Consider the following 16,476-nt stretch of genomic DNA (forward strand, 5'->3'; position numbering starts at 1 on the left):
GGATTTCCGTTCGGTCAGAGGTCAAGCATAACGCGCCAGCGCCTCCTGGAACAGCGCCGCATCCACATTGCCGCCTGTGGCGACTGCAATCACCGCCTCGCCATCAATCTTGTCAGGGTGGAACAGGGCCGCCGCCAGCGATGCCGCACCACCGGGCTCCAGCACGATCTTCAGCCGCAAAAAGGCCAGCGCCATCGCCCGCATCGCCTCTTCCTCGGTGATCACCAGTCCCGCCCCGCACAAGCGGCTGAGGATGGGAAAGGTGATCTCACCCGGCTGCGGCGTCAGGATCGCATCGCAGATTGAGCCGGATTGGCTGGGGTTCTGCCGGATTTCACCGGCTGCCAGCGAGCGGGTCACGTCGTCAAATCCTTCCGGCTCCACCGGGCGCACCCGCAGATCCGGCGCGCGTGCCTCTAGCGCCAGGGCGATCCCCGAGGATAATCCGCCGCCGCCGCAGTTAACCAGAACTTCTGCCCGGGTGATGCCTTCGGCAGCGGCCTGTTCCGCAATCTCCAGCCCGCAGGTGCCTTGACCGGCAATCACCTGCGGTTCGTCATAGGGTTTGATCAGCGTCAGCCCGCCCTTCTCGGCATACCGGGCGCCCACTGCCTCGCGGCTTTCCCTGCCTGCACGGTCATAAAGCACCACCTCGGCGCCCAGGTCACGGGTGTTTTGGATTTTCAGCTGCGGTGCGTCGGCGGGCATCACGATCACCGCGGTTGCCCCATGCGCTTTGGCCGCTGCGGCCACGCCCTGCGCATGGTTGCCGCTGGAATAGGCGATGACTCCGCGCTTTCTGGCGTCTTCCGTCAGCGCTGAGACCGCCGACCAGCCGCCGCGGAACTTGAAGGATCCTGTGTGCTGCAAGCATTCCGCTTTCACGAACAGGCGCCGCCCGGCGATTTCGTCCAGAAAGGGCGAGGACAGCAGCGGCGTGACGCGGGCATGGCCTTTCAGCCGCGCTGCCGCCGCTTCGATCATGGTGATTGAGGTCATTTGATCTGGTCCAGTACTGAATGGATGAGGGCGAGCGACTCTGGTTCGTCCAGAAAGGGCACATGGCCGCGGTCCGGAATTTCCACGGCTTGCAGCGCTGGCAGGCGGCGCCGCATTTCCGCGCAGGTTCCGGCGCACAAAATGTCTGAATTCGCGCCGCGGATGACCCCGCAGGGCAGGCCGTCCAGGGCCATGAACAAAGGCCAGAGATCCGGGGCAGGGCCTGCCTCCGCTTGTGCCAGCAGCGCGTCGCGCAGGCGCGGATCATAGCGCAGGCTGAGCCCGCCGGCGCCTTCATCATAGAATGCCTCGGCCTCCTCGCGCCAGCGTGCAGCCGGGACGCCGGGAAAGGCCGGCGCCATCAGTGCAGCAAGCGCTTCTGCGGCCTGCGCATGCGTCTTTGCTGCCGGGCGGCGGCCCACGTAGTCCATAATCCGGGCAATGCCGTCTGCGGGGATCTCCGGGCCGACATCATTCAGGACCACCGCTGCAAGCCGGTTTTTGGCGATGGCGGCCAGTGTCATCGCCACCAAGCCGCCGCGCGACGTGCCAAGAATGGCAGCGCGGTCCGATCCCAAATGGTCCAGCAGTTCCAGCACATCCTGCGCTTCGCGCAGAACATTGTAGGTCATGAAGTCCGGATCATGATCCGACCGCCCCCGTCCGCGGGCGTCCAGAGCGATCATCCGGCAGCCTGCAGCATGAGGTGCGAAATAGCGGAAATCGCGGCTGTCCCGGGTCAGGCCCGCCAAGCACAGCAGCGGCACACCCTTCCCGGCATCGGTATAGTAAAGCTGCAGCCCGTCTGAGGTTTCGAAAAACGGCATATGTGTAGGGTCATCCTTTGGCCAGGTCGGGAATTGTTGTCAGGTCAGGCAGGATATGCGCCGGCTTCCAGGGCAGCCTGTCCACAGGCTCGCCTGCCCGGTTGACCCAGGCGGTGACGAACCCATAGCCCGATGCCCCCGCCGCGTCCCAGCCGTTGGAGGAGACAAACAGCACCTCCTCCCTGGCGCAGTTGAACCTGGCGCCAACCAGATCGTAAACGCGGGCGTCGGGCTTGAATATGCCGACGCTTTCTACCGACAGAACGTCATCCAGCACATCGCCCAGTCCGGCGGACTGCACCGCTCCGTCCAGCATGGCGGGGGATCCATTGGACAGGATCGCGGTGTTCATGCCGGCGGTCTTCAGGGCCTTCAGCATGGCGGGCACTTCCGGATAGGCGCGCAGCTGCCAGTAGAGGTCCAGCAGCCGTTGGCGCAGGGCCGCATCTCCTGCCAGACCGGCCGCCTCCATCGCCCAGTCCAGCCCGTCCTGCGTCACATTCCAGAAATCGGCATGGGCATTGGTGACCGCCCGCAGCCAGGTGTATTGAAGCTGCTTCAGCCGCCAGTGATTGGCCAGCTCCGCCCAATTGTCCTGCAAATGCGGAAATTCCGGTTCGCTGGCGGCCTGCCGCGCAGCAGCGGCAACATCGAACAAGGTGCCGTAAGCGTCAAAGATACAGGTGGTGATTGGCATGGGGCTCTCCCTTTGCTGGAGCGTCGCACGAAGCCCCGGGCGGGCAAAGCGGGAAATTGCAGCCATACGGGTTTACATCACGTTCGCGGACGCTAGGCTGCGCCCCTTTATCAACCCGCAACCAATTGGAGGTCATATGACCGGGGTAAAGAACGGCGACACCGTGCGCATCCATTACACAGGCAAGCTGACGGATGGCACCGTTTTCGATAGTTCCGAGGGCCGAGATCCGCTGGAATTCACCGTCGGTGCAGGGCATGTGATTGCGGGCATGGATGCGGGGCTGGAAGACATGGCCGAGGGCGAGAGCAAGACGCTGGAAATTCCCTGCGCCGAGGCATACGGCCCGATCAACCCCGCCGCGCGCCAGGATATTCCCCGCGAGGGCATCCCCGGGGATATCCCGCTGGAGCTGGGTACTCAGTTGCAGATGCAAAGCCCGGACGGTCAGGTTCTGCCGGTGACGGTGGTTGAGGTCAGCGACGAGACTGTCACCCTGGATGCCAACCATTTCCTGGCGGGCAAGGATCTGGTGTTCGACATCGAGCTGGTCTCGGTATCCTGATGTTCCATCTGCGGGCAGGCGGCACTCCCGCGCCCGCAGGTCTTCCGGCTGTGCCGGAAAACGCTTGGCGGCTTTGGGCGTGGCACTGCGCCACGCGCAGTGCCACGCCCAACGGAAGCGGGCTTTGCCAGAAGCCCGGCGACGGGCGGGAGAATGCCGGATGAGAGGCAGGCGAACGCGCTGCAAAATCTCGGCGTCCTGAACCACTGCTGGAATAAAAAAGGCGCCTCCAGGGGCGCCTTTTTGGGATGTCAGCGCTTTCTGGCTGCTTACAGATGATCCTGCTGCGGCATTCCCAGCACATGGAAACCGCCATCAACCCGGATGATTTCTCCGGTCGTGCAAGCGCCTGCATCAGACGCCAGATACACCGCGGTGCCGCCCACTGCTTCCAGCGTGGCGTTCTCGCGCATTGGCGCATTCTGGGCCGTGTGCTTGAAGGTCTTGCGTGCGCCGCCGATGGCGGCACCGGCAAGCGTCTTCATCGGGCCGGGCGAGATCGCGTTCACCCGGATGCCTTCCGGCCCCAGGTCATTGGCCAGGTAACGGGTCGCCGACTCCAGCGCTGCCTTGGCCACGCCCATGACATTATAGTTCGGCACAACCTGGTTCGACCCCTGATAGGTCAGAGTCAGCAGGGTGCCGCCGTTGTCTTTCATCAGCGGGTGGGCGCGGCGCGCCACTTCGATGAAGGAATAGGCTGAGATATCCAGCGAGTTCTTGAAGTTCGCCCGGCTGGTGTCCAGGAAGCGCCCGGTCAGCTCGGATTTGTCCGAATAGGCAATCGCATGCACCACGAAATCGAGTGACGGCCAGCGGCTGCCAAGCTGTTCGAACGCGGCATCCAGCGAAGCGTCGTCGGTCACATCCACATCGACCATGAAATCCGAGCCGACACTCTGCGCCAGCGGCTCCAGCCGCTTGCCAAAGGCTTCGCCCTGATAGGTGAAGGCGAGTTCAGCCCCGGCTTCTGCCATGGCTTTGGCAATGCCCCAGGCGATGGAGCGGTCATTGGCAACGCCCATAATCAGGCCGCGCTTGCCGGTCAGCAGTCCCGCCATCGTCACTTATCCCTTGTACTTGCTCAGAACCATCGAGCCATTGGTGCCGCCAAAGCCGAAGCTGTTGGTCATCACCGAATCGAGGCCGGCGTTTTCCACCAGTGCGGTGGCAATCTCGCCAGGCTGAATGCCTTCGGCGAGGGTTTCGACGTTGATCGACGGTGTGATGAAATCGTTGTCCAGCATCAAGAGGCAGAAAATCGCCTCCAGCGCGCCGGCAGCCCCCTGGGCGTGGCCGGTCATCGACTTGGTCGAGGAGATCGGCGGTACCTGGCCTTCGCCGAACACCCGGCGCGCGGCTTCGACCTCGCCGACGTCGCCGACAGGGGTCGAGGTGCCATGCGCGTTGATGTAGTCCACCTTGCGGCCCTCGGGCAGAGTGGACAGCGCCAGCCGCATCGCCCGCTCGCCGCCCTCGCCGGAAGGCGCCACCATGTCGTGCCCATCAGAGGTCGCAGCAAAGCCGGTCACTTCCGCATAGATCTTGGCGCCACGCGCCAGCGCGTGCTCCAGATCCTCCAGCACCACGATGCCGCCGCCGCCGGAGATCACGAAACCGTCGCGGTCCTGATCGAACGCGCGGGAGGCTTTTTCGGGCGTATCGTTGTATTTGGAGGACATCGCGCCCATAGCGTCGAACAGGCAGGACAGGGTCCAGTCCAGTTCCTCGCCGCCGCCGGCGAACATCACGTCCTGCTTGCCCATCATGATCTGCTCGGCGGCGTTGCCGATGCAATGCAGCGAGGTCGAGCAGGCCGAGGTGATCGAGTAGTTGATGCCCTTGATCTTGAACGCGGTCGCCAGGTTGGCAGAGATCGTCGAGGACATGCACTTGGGCACGGCAAAGGGGCCGATCCGCTTGGTGGCGCCGGTTTTCTGCACCACCTGATGCGCGGCCAGCATGGCGCTGGTCGAGGGGCCGCCGGAGCCTGCCACAAGGCCGGTGCGTTCGTTGACCACCTGATCGTCGCTCAGGCCGGCATCGGCAATCGCCTGGCTCATCGCGATATGGGCGTAAGCCGCACCGGGCCCCATGAACCGCAGGGTGCGCTTGTCCACATGCGCGGCCGTGTCGATCTTCAGCGTGCCGGCCACTTGGCTGCGAAAGCCGTGCTCAGCCATCTCGAGGCTGGCTTCGATGCCGGATTTGCCTGCCTTCAGCGAGGCGAGAACCTCTTCAGCATTGTTCCCGATGGAGGAAACAATCCCCAGACCGGTGACGACGACGCGACGCATAGGCGTACTCCTGTTGTTAAGGTGCCTGTCTGACCGACGAGCCTATCAGCTCTCGGACAGGGCCACTTTCATATCTTTGACCTGATAGATCACTTCCCCGTCCGCTTCGACGATGCCGTCGGCGACACCCATGGTCAGGCGGCGGGTCTGCACGGCCTTGGTGAAGTTGATCCGGTAGGTCAGCATCTTGCGGTCCGGGCGCACCATGCCGGTGAGCTTTACCTCGCCCACTCCAAGCGCATAGCCGCGGCCCTGCCAGCCGCGCCAGCCCAGGTTGAAACCGGTCAGCTGCCACAGGCCGTCCAGGCCCAGGCAGCCAGGCATGATCGGGTTGCCCGGGAAATGGCAGTCAAAGAACCAAAGGTCCGGGGTGATGTCGAATTCTGCAATCACATGGCCCTTGCCATGCTCGCCGCCATCGCCGGAAATTTCGGTGATCCGGTCCATCATCAGCATCGGCGGAGCAGGCAGCTGGGCGTTGCCCGGCCCAAACAGCTCGCCCCGCGCGCATTTCAGCAAATCGTCCTTGTCAAAGCTGCTCGGGTAATCGGCCATTCGGGCGCATCTCCTGCCTAGGGTCTGGTCTATTGGTGTAACTGGCCTCCTGTAACACCCGGCTAAAGGGTCCTGCAAGGGTACCCCGCGTCACTCTTGCGCTGAATGTGCCACAGGTGCACAGGAAACCGGCGGTCAGCTGCGAATGAATTTCATTTGAAAAACCCTGGGTGTTGCTCCTATATATACGGTCAGCAACGCGATGCAGGATCTGCTCATGACGCCAAACAGCGAAGATGCGGCCACACGCTGGCTGACGGATGCCGGGCTGAGACCCACCCGGCAGCGTGTGGCGCTGGCCGAATTGCTGGTCGGCGACGGAAAGCACCGCCATATCACAGCCGAAAGTCTCTTCGAGTCGGCCAAGAAAAAAGGCGCTGCCGTATCGCTGGCGACGGTCTACAACACGCTGCGCGCCTTCTGCGATGCGGGCGTGCTGCAGGAGATCCCGCTGGACGGTTCCAAAAGCTATTTCGACACCAACACCCATGATCATCCGCATTTTTTCTGGGAGGACGAGGGCCGGGTCAGCGATGCCCCGGCGCAGGAACTGGTGATTCACAAACTGCCGGACGCGCCGGAGGGAATGGAGATCGCCTCAGTCGATGTGGTGATCCGCCTGCGCAAGGTCTGACGGGCCGGCGCTGAACATTCTGCACAGAATTTCACGCGCTTTGAAAGCGGGTGACGCGTCCGGCAATCGGGCATGCGTTGCCAGAATCACCGGTTCCTCTGCGGCCTTGTCTGTGATCCGTACAGCGCACAATGGCTTGCCATCATAACTCATCCCGCCGGGCGGCAGGCTGTAGCTGATGCCGGCGCCCTCGCCGTTGGCCGCCAGGCTGCGCAGCAATTCCAGCGAATCCGCCCGGTGGACAATCCGCGGCACCAGACCATGCGCCTTGAACAGGCCCAGCATATGCTGCACCGACAAGCCCTCCTGTGACAGCACCAGCGGGTACAGCGCCACCTCCGCCAGGGAAAGATCGCTGCGGCCGGCGAGCGGATGTCCCGGCGGCACCAGGGCGTGGGGGGAAAACCTGTCCAGTTCCGCCCGGCTGAACCCGGCATCCAAGCCCAGATCATAGGTGATGGCCAGATCCGCCTCGCCCTCGGTCAGAGCATTGATCAATGGGGCGAACCCGCAGGCGCGGTGGCGGATCTCAACCTCAGGCAGCGCCTGTCGCAGCATCTTCAGCGCCGGTGCCAGCAGGAACGGCGCAAGGTCTGAGAAGCAGGCCAGCATAATCCGTCTTTGCCCGGCACTGGATCCCTTTGGATCTTCCAGCCGCCGGGCCTGGTCCAGCAGTTCCTGCGCTTGTGCCGCGAAATCCCGGCCCTGCGGTGTCAATGCCAGCGCGGCCCCGCGGCGGCGCAGGAACAGGGAATGGCCCAAGTGGTCCTCAATCCGGCTGAGGGCCGCAGACAGGGCAGGCTGGCTAACATGCACCGCCTCGGCCGCTGCTGACAGGCTGCCATGCTGCGCCACGGCGCAGATGTATTCATAATGGCGCAACGTAAGGTATAACATGAAATTAAGTGTATATTAGAAAGATATGATTTGAAACTATGCCCTTTGACCGCCAGGAATGACGCATCAGAATTGCATCATTCAGCAGCGGAGGCAGCCATGGTCCACCCCCTTATTACTCCTGAACATGTCGAACAGTTTCAGCGTGACGGCGTTGTCCTTATCCGCGGGCTGTTTGCCGAACAGGTCGAACTGCTGCGCGCCGGTGTGGCTTCCAATATGGAAAACCCGGGGCCATATGCATCCAACAACGAAAAGGCCGGCCAGACCGGGCGCTTCTTTGACGATTACTGCAACTGGACCCGGATCCCCGAATTCCAGCAGGCAATCGAGCAATCCCCGGTCGCCCAAGTTGCCGCTGACCTGATGAAATCCAGCTCGGTGCAAATGTTCCACGATCATGTTCTGGTCAAGGAACCGGGCACATCGATGCCGACCCCGTGGCATCAGGACGGGCCATACTATTTTGTCGAGGGGCAGCAGACCATCAGCTTTTGGTCGCCGCTTGATGAGGTGAAGGAAGCGGCCTTGCGCTGCGTTGCAGGCTCGCACAAATGGGAAAAGGAAGTGCTGCCGACCCGCTGGGTGTCGGAGGATGGTTTCTTTCCGGATGAAGGCCAATACATGCAGGTGCCCGATCCGGATGCTGACGACAGTATGACGGTGCTGGAATACCCGATGCAGCCAGGCGATGCGGTCGCTTTCAACTACAAAACCCTGCACGGCGCCCGCGGCAATACTTCCGCCTCCCGCCGCCGCGCCTTCTCGCTGCGGCTGGTGGGGGATGATGCCCGCTACGTGGATCGCCCCGGCCCCACTTCACCGCCGTTTCCGGGCCACGAAATGCAGCCTGGCCAACGGCTGCGCGAGGACTGGTTCCCAATCCTGCTGCAGCGGTAAAAGGGAGGGGGCCTGGCCCCCTCGGCCTGACGGCCTTCACCCCCGGAGTATTTCCGGAAAGATGAAAGGGCCTATGTCCCGGGCTATTTCCTGAGGTCGCGGCGGATACCCATGTTTTCGGCGTTGGAAAAGGAGCAGGTTTTGCAGATGCCGAACTGCTTGAGGAAGCCGCGCTTGCGGGCGCGGGCGGCTTCATCCGAACGGTAGGCGGCCAGGAAGCCGTCCTGCTCGACATTCGGCAGCTGAATCACCTGGTCGTAGTCGATGCAGCACAGGCCCAGATCGCCGTTCCAGAACACCACCGACTGGAACAGCGGCACCGTGCACATTGCGTGGCTGGTGTGGCGGGGGTGGCGGCGCAACTCCTTCTGGCGCGGCAGGAAATGGGCAAATTCGCGTTTCTGGTCTGCGGAAGTGTAGGAGCCGATCGAGAACGTCTTGAATCGCACCCGGTCAAAGCCTGCGTTCCGCGCCCAGTCTTCCATTTCGTCCATCTGCGGTTCGGAATAGCTGGTCAGCAGTGTTTGCAGCACTGTGACCGGGGTCTTGAAACCCAGGTCCTTTTTGATGTTCAGGAACTCTTCGATGCTGGCCTTGACCTTGTCGAAGTCGGAATTGACCCGGTAGGTTTCCTGCGCCTCCTTCGAGAAACCGTCCATGCAGAGATTTACGCGGGCAAGGCCTGAGCGGATCAGGCGCTCGCTCATCTCCGGTGTCAGCCGGGTCGCATTGGTCGACAGATAGGTATCGTGGCCGTTTTCATGGGCGTAGGCGATGAAATCGGGCAAGTCCTTATGCAGGGTCGGCTCGCCCGAAAAGCTGAAGTAGATCGCGGGTTTGTCCGGCTGGTCCTTGAAGTCGTCGATGATTTTGCGGAACACCTTCGGCTTCATCATGCCGCGTTTGCGTTGCATGGCAAAAGTAACCGGGCATACCGGGCAGCGCAGGTTGCAGCTGTTGGTGGCGTCGATGATGATGATCTTTGGCGGCCGGCGGAAGTACGCCAGCGGCAGCAGCCTGGCCAGCAGATGCAGAGCCCGTTCATGCAGTCCCGGCGGTTTGGCGGGCAGGTCTGGCTGCGCTGTTTCCGGCTTCAGGTCCGGAGCGGGGGCGAGATCTTCCATGCGTTGGCCTCGATATGCTGCGTACGGGATCCACCTTAAGCGCCGGGAGAGGTGTGGCAAGCCTTTGCAGGGTCACATTGTTGAGCATTGCGTGAGCGGCCAGGCGGCGCAGCTGCGCGCGGTCCCCGCCGGTTATGGACGGGATTGCTGCCTTCAATTGGTGTCAGCTGGGCGCCGCAAAGGGCAGCGATATGCTGGAAGCCAAGCGCGGATCTGGTGCACCGTGCGGCCGAGGCCGGATCTATCACGGTAACCGCCGATGCGGATCCGCGCTATATGGACAGCTCCAGCCGCATCAGCGAATCAAGAAATACGCGGCAGGAGCCCGCCACGAAGGTCCGCCCGCCTTCGGCTGAATGCGCTGATGCAGGATCCGGGCCCGGAGCAGGCCGCCGCACAGCGCGACGGCACGCGCGCCCGTGTCCGCACCGGAAAGGCCTCCGAACCAGCGCCGGAACGTCCGGACTGACCCTGAGCCTCGGGACGTTCCCCGCCGCGGAGGCTTGAGCGGCGGCCCTGCCACGGGTTATTTTGAGAAGCTCATCGGCAGGTTAAAGCTGATTTGATTGATCTGCAGCTTTTTCGGGGCCGGCGGGAACTTGCCGGCTCGGGTAACGGCCTGCAGGGCCGCCTGATCAAAGGCTGCGACGCCTGACGACTTCGCAACCCGGTGGCTCAGCAACTGGCCTGATTTGGAGACTGTAAGCCGCACCACGACCTGGCCTTTGCTGCTGGCGCCGGCCGGGTAGCGTTTGCGCCGTTCCACACGGGCACGGATCCTGGCGCCCCAGATACTGCGCAGCTTGGCCCGGCGGCCGGCCTCTGCAGTTGCCGCCTGAGCCCCGCCGGATTGTCCGGCCTGAGTGCCGCCGCCCGATCCAGCGGCGCGCTGTTCAGCCCGCCCGGCTGAGGCCTGCTGGGATTTACGGGTCTGCCGGGCCTGCGGTTTGGGCGCCGGTTTGTTCTGCGGCTCCAGTTTCTGTTCTGGTTGCCTCGGCGATGGCGGCGGTGCGGTGACTATCTGCAGGATATCCGCCCTTGCTGGCTTGGGCATTGCGGTCTGTGCCGCGGCCCGCGGTGCCTGGGCAAGAGCCGGCAGCGGCAGGGCGGGGGCGTTAGCCGGCGGCAGCGGTTCAACAGTTCGGGTCTTGATCTGCGGCGTGGTTTGTGGCGGGCGGTCCCAAGCCTCAACCATTTCTGCCACAGCTTCAGGCGCCGCCTGTATCGACACCATCGCAGTGCCGCCCGCACCGCTGGACTGTGTGCCGGAACCGGGCATGCGGGCAAACAGCGCCACATGGATCAGCACGGCAAGCCCGGCAAAGACGGTAAGTTCGGCAGCACGTTTCATGGCTGGCGGACCACCAGTTCAGCCTGGCTGAGGCCTGCTGCTGTCAGCCGGCGCAGAATTCGGGCAAGGGCTTTTGCCTCCAGCCGGGCATCGGCGCGCAATTGCGGTATCTGGTTGCCGGCACTGACCGCGGCCAGCCGTGCGAGGGCTCCGTCGCCTTCGATCCCATCGAAATAGATCCGGCCTTCGGCATTGATGTGCAGCACAGGGCCGGCTCCGGGGTCCGCCTCTATTGCGGCGTCAGGCGGGATCACCTCAAACGGATCCGGCTGCGCCAGATGCGAGGTCATCAGAAAAAAGATCAGCAGCAGGAACACCACATTGATCATCGGCACGATGGATTCAGTCCGCGGACGGCGGGGCGCCTCTGTCAGGTCCATGCGCGTCTCCTTATTCCACCAAAACAAAATTGCTGTAACCCGCCTGCCGCAGCAGCCCTGTCACATCGGTGATGCGCTGCAGGTCGGCACCGTCGCGGCCGCGCAAGATCAGCATATCGGAGGGTTTCTCCATCAGCGGTGCCAGTGCCTGGGTCAGGTTGCTGTCTGCGACCGGCACGCCATTCACATCCAGATTGCCCGCACCGATACCGATCAGCCGCGGCGGTCCAGTGTAATTGCCGCCCTGCGCAGCCAGCGGCAGCTGCAGCACCGCATCGGCGCCAAAGCGCGACGCCAGCATGAAGAAAACCAGCAGCAGAAACACCACGTCGATCATGGGCGTCAGGCTTGGCTTGCGCCGCGGCTTCAGGGGGCGGGTGAACTCCATGGGGCTACTCGGCCGCCAGCTTCAGCGGCTGCGGATCATGGGCGATAAAAATACGGGTGGCGCTGTCCTCAAGATCGCGGCGGATGCGGGTGATCACCGCTTCAAACCAGGTCAGCGCGGCCGAGGCGGGGATCGCCACTGCCATGCCTGCCGCAGTGGTCAGCAACGCCTCCCAGATGCCGCCCGCCAGCAGGGCGGGGTCGGCCTTGGAACCGGCCGCCTGCAATGCCTGAAAGGCGGCAATCATGCCCAGAACGGTGCCCAGCAGACCCAGAAGCGGGGCGATGGTTGCAATCAGCTCCAGCGCGCCAAGACCGGCGGCAGCGCTGGCGAGATGCAGTTTGGCCACCCGGGCGGTTTCTTCGCGGGCGCGGTCCTCGGGCAGGGTCGCGGCGGCGGACAGTGCTGCGCCGACGACTTGGGAACGCACGCCGATCCGGTTTTTGACGATGGATTGGGCCGCGGCGCGGTCCCCGCGTTCAAAGGCATCCACGGCCTGGCCTGCCTTGCCGCGCGACCAGGCGCCGAGCAGCGCCAGACGCCAGATCTTCCACAGGATCAGCGCCAATGTGATCACCGACAAGACGGCGATCGCCCAGATGGAAGGGCCGCCATCGCGCAGTAATTTCAGTGCCTTGGACGATGCGTCAATTGCTGTCCGGGCCAGCTCATCCTGACTGGGGGGAGGGCCTGAAAGGGGGGCAGTGCCTGCCTCAGTTACGGCAAAGGCATCCCCGCCAGCCTCTGGAACTTCAAGCACCGTCGCGGAGGGCGGCAGCTGAGGCACAGCACCCCCGGGGGCGTCAAACGCAATTTCCGGCACTGGCGCGGCTGGGGTGTCCTGGGCGGCCGCCCAGGCCGCGGCAAGCATCAAAAACGCCGCCAGCGCTGCAGAGAAACGATTGATCATGACTGGCTCCAATAAGCTGCGATATAACTGGTTTTGGGATATTCCCGCGCTGCATTGAACGCCGCGCGGAGGTGCTGGGCCTCTGCCCTTACACCGGTGAACCAAAGGACATACCAAGGGTATCGCCCTTCCTCCGCCAGCGTGCGCTCTGCAAATTTTCCGCTGTCACTGCTGCCGGGCCTGTTCCGGCATAAGCTGTCCGCGCGGCCCCCGGCTGCCGCAGGTTCAGCTGTTCGGCGGAGCCTTCTTGCAGCATGAACAGACGGTCTGGCATGGCTAGCAGACACGGCAATCCCAGCCCTGCCTGCGTATGCCGCAATAGGGTGATGGCCACATCCGGGCACATCAAAGGTGTCTCGCTCAGGGCCGTTATCCAGCGCAGCGCGGGATTCCAGTGAGAATGCCGGATCGATCAACATCAGGGCCGTCTTTCGCAAAGGAATGACATGCGGTGCGCGCTGCATTGGGCGGGCATGGATGCCGCGTCCCACCCGGAAGGCCCGGCATAACTCACCGCGGCAGGCCGGCTGCGCGGGTTTGGCACGCGGCGGTTTCAGCCTTAGCCACAGCATCACAAAACCTCTCCAGCCTACTGCCCCAGGATCTCCTGCAGGCCATGTTCTTAGGGAGTGGCTGGACCGGCAGCGGAATAAGATGATCCGCCAATGTCTTGCTGAAAACGCGCCTGCATGGCGCGCGGGAAGCCGTAAGAAGTCTTAGTTGTTTTGTCAAGAATATTTGGTACGCCAGCAGACAGGTCCAGCCGGCTGCCGTTCCCGCGAAGCGGCCCCCGGGCCGGAGGGTTCCGGATCCGGGAGCTGATGCCGGCCCGCAGGGGCGGCCCCAGGGGGCACCGGTAAACTCGGCCGCGGAACCGGCTTACTGCTTCCTGATCGCGTTGAACCATTCCGCCATGAAGCGCCTGCGCTTTTCGGCGTCCTGATACACCAGCAGGCCAGGCCCCAGCTGGATCGGCCGTTTTGAACTCGCCGCGCCGATGACCTCCGCGGACGGGGGGCGGAACGGGTATTCAGCGCCCGGCGGCTGCGACCAGGCTGCATATGCCAGATGGTCAACAAACCGCTGCGCCAGATCAGGCTGCCCGCCGCCGCTCAACAGCACCGCAGACCGCATCATCAGATGGGTGTAGTCTTCCGGGTCGATGACAATGATCTCGTCTTCCAGGTCCTGCCGTGCCCGCGCGTAACTTCCTAAAACATTGTAAGCAATCAGGATCTCTCCGGCGGCAACGCTTTCAATCATACTGGCAGAGCAGCAAAACAGGGCCGGTTCAAGGCTGCCGGTGACCTCCATCAGCCGCCAGTAAGTTTCGGACGTCCGAGCATCCTGGGTCGCAAACAGATACCCCAGCCCGCTGAGCGCCACATCATACGTGCCCACTTTGCCCAGGAACCTCTCCGGTTCTGCCCGCATCAGCGCAATCAGGTCCTGGCGTGTGCGTGGAATATCCCGGCCTCGGAAACCGGCCGCGGATAGCACAACAGACGCAGGCTCAAGCGAAAACGCAAACACATGATTCCGCCAATTCCCCCAGTCCGGAATCAGCGCAGTAAATGCGGATTGATGGGACCGGGTGAACCCGTCGTTTGCCAGTTTGGTCTGCAGATCCATTGCCGAGGACAGCGCCACGTCAAACTGCTCTTCTCCTTTGAGCACCGCTTTCATCACTTCGCTGCTGTTGGCGACGGTATAGTCCACCGCTGTCCCGGGGTGCTTTTGCAGGAAGCTTTCAATGAGAGGAGCCAGAATAGCTGTGTCAGTGGTCGAAATGATCCGCAGCGGCGTGCCGTCTTCCGGACCGATCCAGTGCTTTTCTTCCACCTCGAAGCCAGCGGCCGGCAGCGTTGCAAGGGTCAAGAAGGTCAGTGCAAGGGAAAACAAAGCGTTACGCACGCGCCTGCTCCTGTCTGGCTGTTTTCAATGATCAGCTGTCCGCCATGGGCCTCGGCCACCTCGCGGGCAATCGTCAGCCCAAGCCCCGAACCAATTGTATTCCTGGCGTTGGCGCCGCGGACAAAGCGGCGGGTCAGCGCTTCGGTGTCTTCGCACTTAAACCCGCCCGCCTGATCTTCTATTTCTATGCACGCGCTGCCGCCGCGGCAGACCGCGCGAATCCAGACTTCGCTGTCCCGGCCGGAATATTTGATGGCGTTGTCCAGAATATTGCGGACTGCATTTTGCAGCAGAATGCCATCGCCCGGAATACTGATGGTTTCCTGGCCTTCGAAATGCAGGGACATATCCTTCAGTTCGGCCACCGGCTGCAGCCGCTCAGCCAGGTCCCGGGCAAGTTCCGTCAGGTTGACGTCCTCAAGTTCCAGACTGTCCGTCCGGAACGAAACCATGGCGTGGTCCAGCAGCTGCCCCGCCGCGCGGGAGCTTTCATCGATGGCACGGATCATTTCGCGCAGGCTGTTCCGGTTGTTTTCTTTTTCTATCCGCATCAGGGTGACCTCGGCCTGCGCGCGCACCGTTGCCAGCGGCGTGCGCACCCGGTGCGCGGCCTCGGCAATGAAATCCTCGGACCGGGCCAGCGATGTCTGCAGACGGCTGATAAAACTGTTGAGCGACGATACCAGCGGCGACATCTCGGAGGGTACCGGCCGGGACACCGGGCGCAGGTCTTTAGGGCCGCGGCGCGAAATTGCCTCGGTCAGGGATCTGAGCGGGGTGATGCTGGACTGGGCGGACCAGAATGCGAGGCCGGATGCCAGCACGAAGAAACCCACGCCGAGGTACAGCGCCGACCACGAAAGCTGCGCCAGCAAGGCCGCCTGGCCCGACCGGGTCTGGGCAACTGAAACCTGAACAGCAACCGGCGCGCCCTCAACGGACAGCCGCCGGAAAAGGGTCACTGCCCGGATGCTTTCCGCCTTGTAGCGCGCGGTTTGAAATACAGGCTGGCCCGGCTGGACGGGCGGCCCGGCCACCGGCAGGTCCGCATATCCGGTCAGCACACCTGCCGGCGTTGCGATCTGGTAAAACACCCGGTCATCGCTCACATTGCCCAGCATGGACAGGGCGGCATAGGGGATGTCTGCAGTAATTTCACCGGACTGGACCGAAACCGAGTCCAGGATAGAGGTTGCTGAGGCCAGCAGGATCCTGTCATGGCTTTCTTCCGCAACATTGCGGACAAATCCCAGCACTGCCAAAAACAGAAGAGCTGCCAGAAGTGCGGCGCTGCCCATAAGCTGCAGCAGCAGCCGGCGGCGGATCGATCCGCTGACATTGACCGTTGCGCTCATTCCAGCGACAACCGGTAACCCAGTCCGCGCACAGTGGTGATCTCTGCCCCGGAACCGGCCAGATGCTTGCGCAGCCTGGCGACATAGACCTCAATCGCGTTCTCCGAAACCTCTTCGTCATAGGAAAACAGCCTGTCCACCAGCTTGGACTTGGAGAATATCCGGTCCGGCGCATTCAGAAACACCTCCAGAAGCCGTAACTCCCGGTTCCGCAAACTGATGATCTTGCCGCCGGACGTAAGGGTGCCTGCCATCGGATCGAACAGCAGATTTGCGAATCGCCGCATGTTGGAACTGCCGCCTCCGCGGCGGCGCAGCACTGCCCGGCAGCGGGCCTCCAGCTCGGAAAAATCGAACGGCTTGGTCAGATAATCATCGGCGCCAAGATCCAGCATGCCAACCCGGTCCGAGACTTCTGAACGGGCAGTCAGTACAATGACAGGTGTTTCTTTCCGGTTGTCGCGGTGGTTCTTCAGAAAGCTGCGGCCATCACCGTCCGGGAGCATAATATCCAATAAAATCAGATCATAATCGGTGGTGTCGGAAAATGCATTTGCCGTGCCTGCATCGGGAGCATGGTCCACCGCATGCCCGTCCAGCCGCAGCCGGGCCTGAATAGCATTTGCCAGGCTTTCATTATCCTCAACCAGCAGGAAGCGCATAGCGGTCCGTCCTTTCCGAGC

Annotated in this window: 18 protein-coding genes; 3 read left to right on the forward strand and 15 right to left on the reverse strand. The window is 62.8% G+C overall.

Going from position 1 to position 16,476, the window contains the following annotated elements:
- Nucleotides 1-21: 21 nt before the first annotated feature.
- The 3 genes from METH_RS02095 to METH_RS02105 are packed head-to-tail and all read right to left on the reverse strand — an operon-like array spanning nt 22 to nt 2,523.
- Nucleotides 22-999: a threonine ammonia-lyase gene (locus METH_RS02095; RefSeq protein ID WP_024088748.1), complete on the reverse strand. Its 978-nt coding sequence runs from the start codon at nt 997-999 to the stop codon at nt 22-24.
- A complete protein-coding gene (locus METH_RS02100; RefSeq protein WP_024088749.1) occupies nt 996-1,826 on the reverse strand; it encodes an alpha/beta fold hydrolase in 831 nt (276 codons plus the stop codon). Before METH_RS02100 ends, METH_RS02095 begins: the two co-directional genes overlap by 4 nt.
- Before the next feature lie 10 nt (nt 1,827-1,836).
- Complete coding sequence (locus METH_RS02105) at nt 1,837-2,523, reverse strand: haloacid dehalogenase type II (protein WP_024088750.1); 687 nt, start codon at nt 2,521-2,523, stop codon at nt 1,837-1,839.
- Between the two features lie 136 nt (nt 2,524-2,659).
- Between METH_RS02105 and METH_RS02110 the strand changes: the two genes are divergently transcribed.
- Nucleotides 2,660-3,088: an FKBP-type peptidyl-prolyl cis-trans isomerase gene (locus METH_RS02110; protein WP_024088751.1), complete on the forward strand. Its 429-nt coding sequence runs from the start codon at nt 2,660-2,662 to the stop codon at nt 3,086-3,088.
- Nucleotides 3,089-3,357: 269 nt separating this feature from the next.
- Here METH_RS02110 and METH_RS02115 read toward each other — a convergent pair whose 3' ends face one another.
- Genes METH_RS02115 through fabA form a run of 3 tightly spaced genes read right to left on the reverse strand, consistent with a single transcriptional unit; the run spans nt 3,358 to nt 5,940 of the window.
- On the reverse strand, nt 3,358-4,149 hold the full coding sequence (locus tag METH_RS02115; protein ID WP_024088752.1) for an enoyl-ACP reductase FabI: 792 nt from the start codon (nt 4,147-4,149) through the stop codon (nt 3,358-3,360).
- Nucleotides 4,150-4,155: 6 nt separating this feature from the next.
- Nucleotides 4,156-5,385, reverse strand: a complete 1,230-nt coding sequence (gene fabB, locus METH_RS02120; protein ID WP_024088753.1) for a beta-ketoacyl-ACP synthase I — start codon at nt 5,383-5,385, stop codon at nt 4,156-4,158.
- A 45-nt stretch (nt 5,386-5,430) separates the two neighbouring features.
- Complete coding sequence (gene fabA, locus METH_RS02125; protein WP_024088754.1) at nt 5,431-5,940, reverse strand: bifunctional 3-hydroxydecanoyl-ACP dehydratase/trans-2-decenoyl-ACP isomerase; 510 nt, start codon at nt 5,938-5,940, stop codon at nt 5,431-5,433.
- Nucleotides 5,941-6,157: 217 nt separating this feature from the next.
- Between fabA and irrA the strand changes: the two genes are divergently transcribed.
- On the forward strand, nt 6,158-6,574 hold the full coding sequence (gene irrA / locus METH_RS02130; protein ID WP_024088755.1) for an iron response transcriptional regulator IrrA: 417 nt from the start codon (nt 6,158-6,160) through the stop codon (nt 6,572-6,574).
- On the opposite strand, the gene METH_RS02135 is transcribed toward irrA, so the two are convergent.
- Nucleotides 6,539-7,471: a LysR family transcriptional regulator gene (locus METH_RS02135; protein ID WP_024088756.1), complete on the reverse strand. Its 933-nt coding sequence runs from the start codon at nt 7,469-7,471 to the stop codon at nt 6,539-6,541. The genes irrA and METH_RS02135 overlap by 36 nt on opposite strands.
- Before the next feature lie 99 nt (nt 7,472-7,570).
- Between METH_RS02135 and METH_RS02140 the strand changes: the two genes are divergently transcribed.
- Nucleotides 7,571-8,371 (forward strand): phytanoyl-CoA dioxygenase family protein, encoded by an 801-nt coding sequence (locus METH_RS02140; protein ID WP_024088757.1) that lies wholly within the window; start codon nt 7,571-7,573, stop codon nt 8,369-8,371.
- Nucleotides 8,372-8,454: 83 nt separating this feature from the next.
- Here the strand turns inward: METH_RS02140 and METH_RS02145 are convergent, their stop codons facing one another.
- From METH_RS02145 to METH_RS02185, 8 genes are all read right to left on the reverse strand, one after another.
- Nucleotides 8,455-9,495 (reverse strand): radical SAM/SPASM domain-containing protein, encoded by a 1,041-nt coding sequence (locus METH_RS02145; RefSeq protein WP_024088758.1) that lies wholly within the window; start codon nt 9,493-9,495, stop codon nt 8,455-8,457.
- Between the two features lie 526 nt (nt 9,496-10,021).
- Nucleotides 10,022-10,846: an energy transducer TonB gene (locus METH_RS02150; RefSeq protein WP_024088759.1), complete on the reverse strand. Its 825-nt coding sequence runs from the start codon at nt 10,844-10,846 to the stop codon at nt 10,022-10,024.
- Nucleotides 10,843-11,226 carry an ExbD/TolR family protein gene (locus METH_RS02155; RefSeq protein ID WP_024088760.1) on the reverse strand — a complete coding sequence of 128 codons (384 nt, stop codon included), beginning with the start codon at nt 11,224-11,226 and terminating at the stop codon, nt 10,843-10,845. Before METH_RS02155 ends, METH_RS02150 begins: the two co-directional genes overlap by 4 nt.
- Before the next feature lie 10 nt (nt 11,227-11,236).
- The gene (locus tag METH_RS02160) at nt 11,237-11,614 is read right to left on the reverse strand and encodes an ExbD/TolR family protein (protein WP_024088761.1); all 378 of its coding nucleotides are present in this window, start codon (nt 11,612-11,614) and stop codon (nt 11,237-11,239) included.
- Nucleotides 11,615-11,618: 4 nt separating this feature from the next.
- Nucleotides 11,619-12,524: a MotA/TolQ/ExbB proton channel family protein gene (locus METH_RS02165; RefSeq protein WP_024088762.1), complete on the reverse strand. Its 906-nt coding sequence runs from the start codon at nt 12,522-12,524 to the stop codon at nt 11,619-11,621.
- 879 nt (nt 12,525-13,403) lie between these two features.
- Nucleotides 13,404-14,402 carry an ABC transporter substrate-binding protein gene (locus METH_RS02175; protein WP_245602947.1) on the reverse strand — a complete coding sequence of 333 codons (999 nt, stop codon included), beginning with the start codon at nt 14,400-14,402 and terminating at the stop codon, nt 13,404-13,406.
- Between the two features lie 5 nt (nt 14,403-14,407).
- Nucleotides 14,408-15,793, reverse strand: a complete 1,386-nt coding sequence (locus tag METH_RS02180; RefSeq protein ID WP_024088765.1) for a sensor histidine kinase — start codon at nt 15,791-15,793, stop codon at nt 14,408-14,410.
- Complete coding sequence (locus METH_RS02185; RefSeq protein WP_024088766.1) at nt 15,790-16,455, reverse strand: response regulator transcription factor; 666 nt, start codon at nt 16,453-16,455, stop codon at nt 15,790-15,792. Before METH_RS02185 ends, METH_RS02180 begins: the two co-directional genes overlap by 4 nt.
- Between the last annotated feature and the right edge of the window lie 21 nt (nt 16,456-16,476).

Origin of the sequence: Leisingera methylohalidivorans DSM 14336 (genome assembly GCF_000511355.1) — a bacterium.
Lineage (GTDB): Bacteria > Pseudomonadota > Alphaproteobacteria > Rhodobacterales > Rhodobacteraceae > Leisingera > Leisingera methylohalidivorans.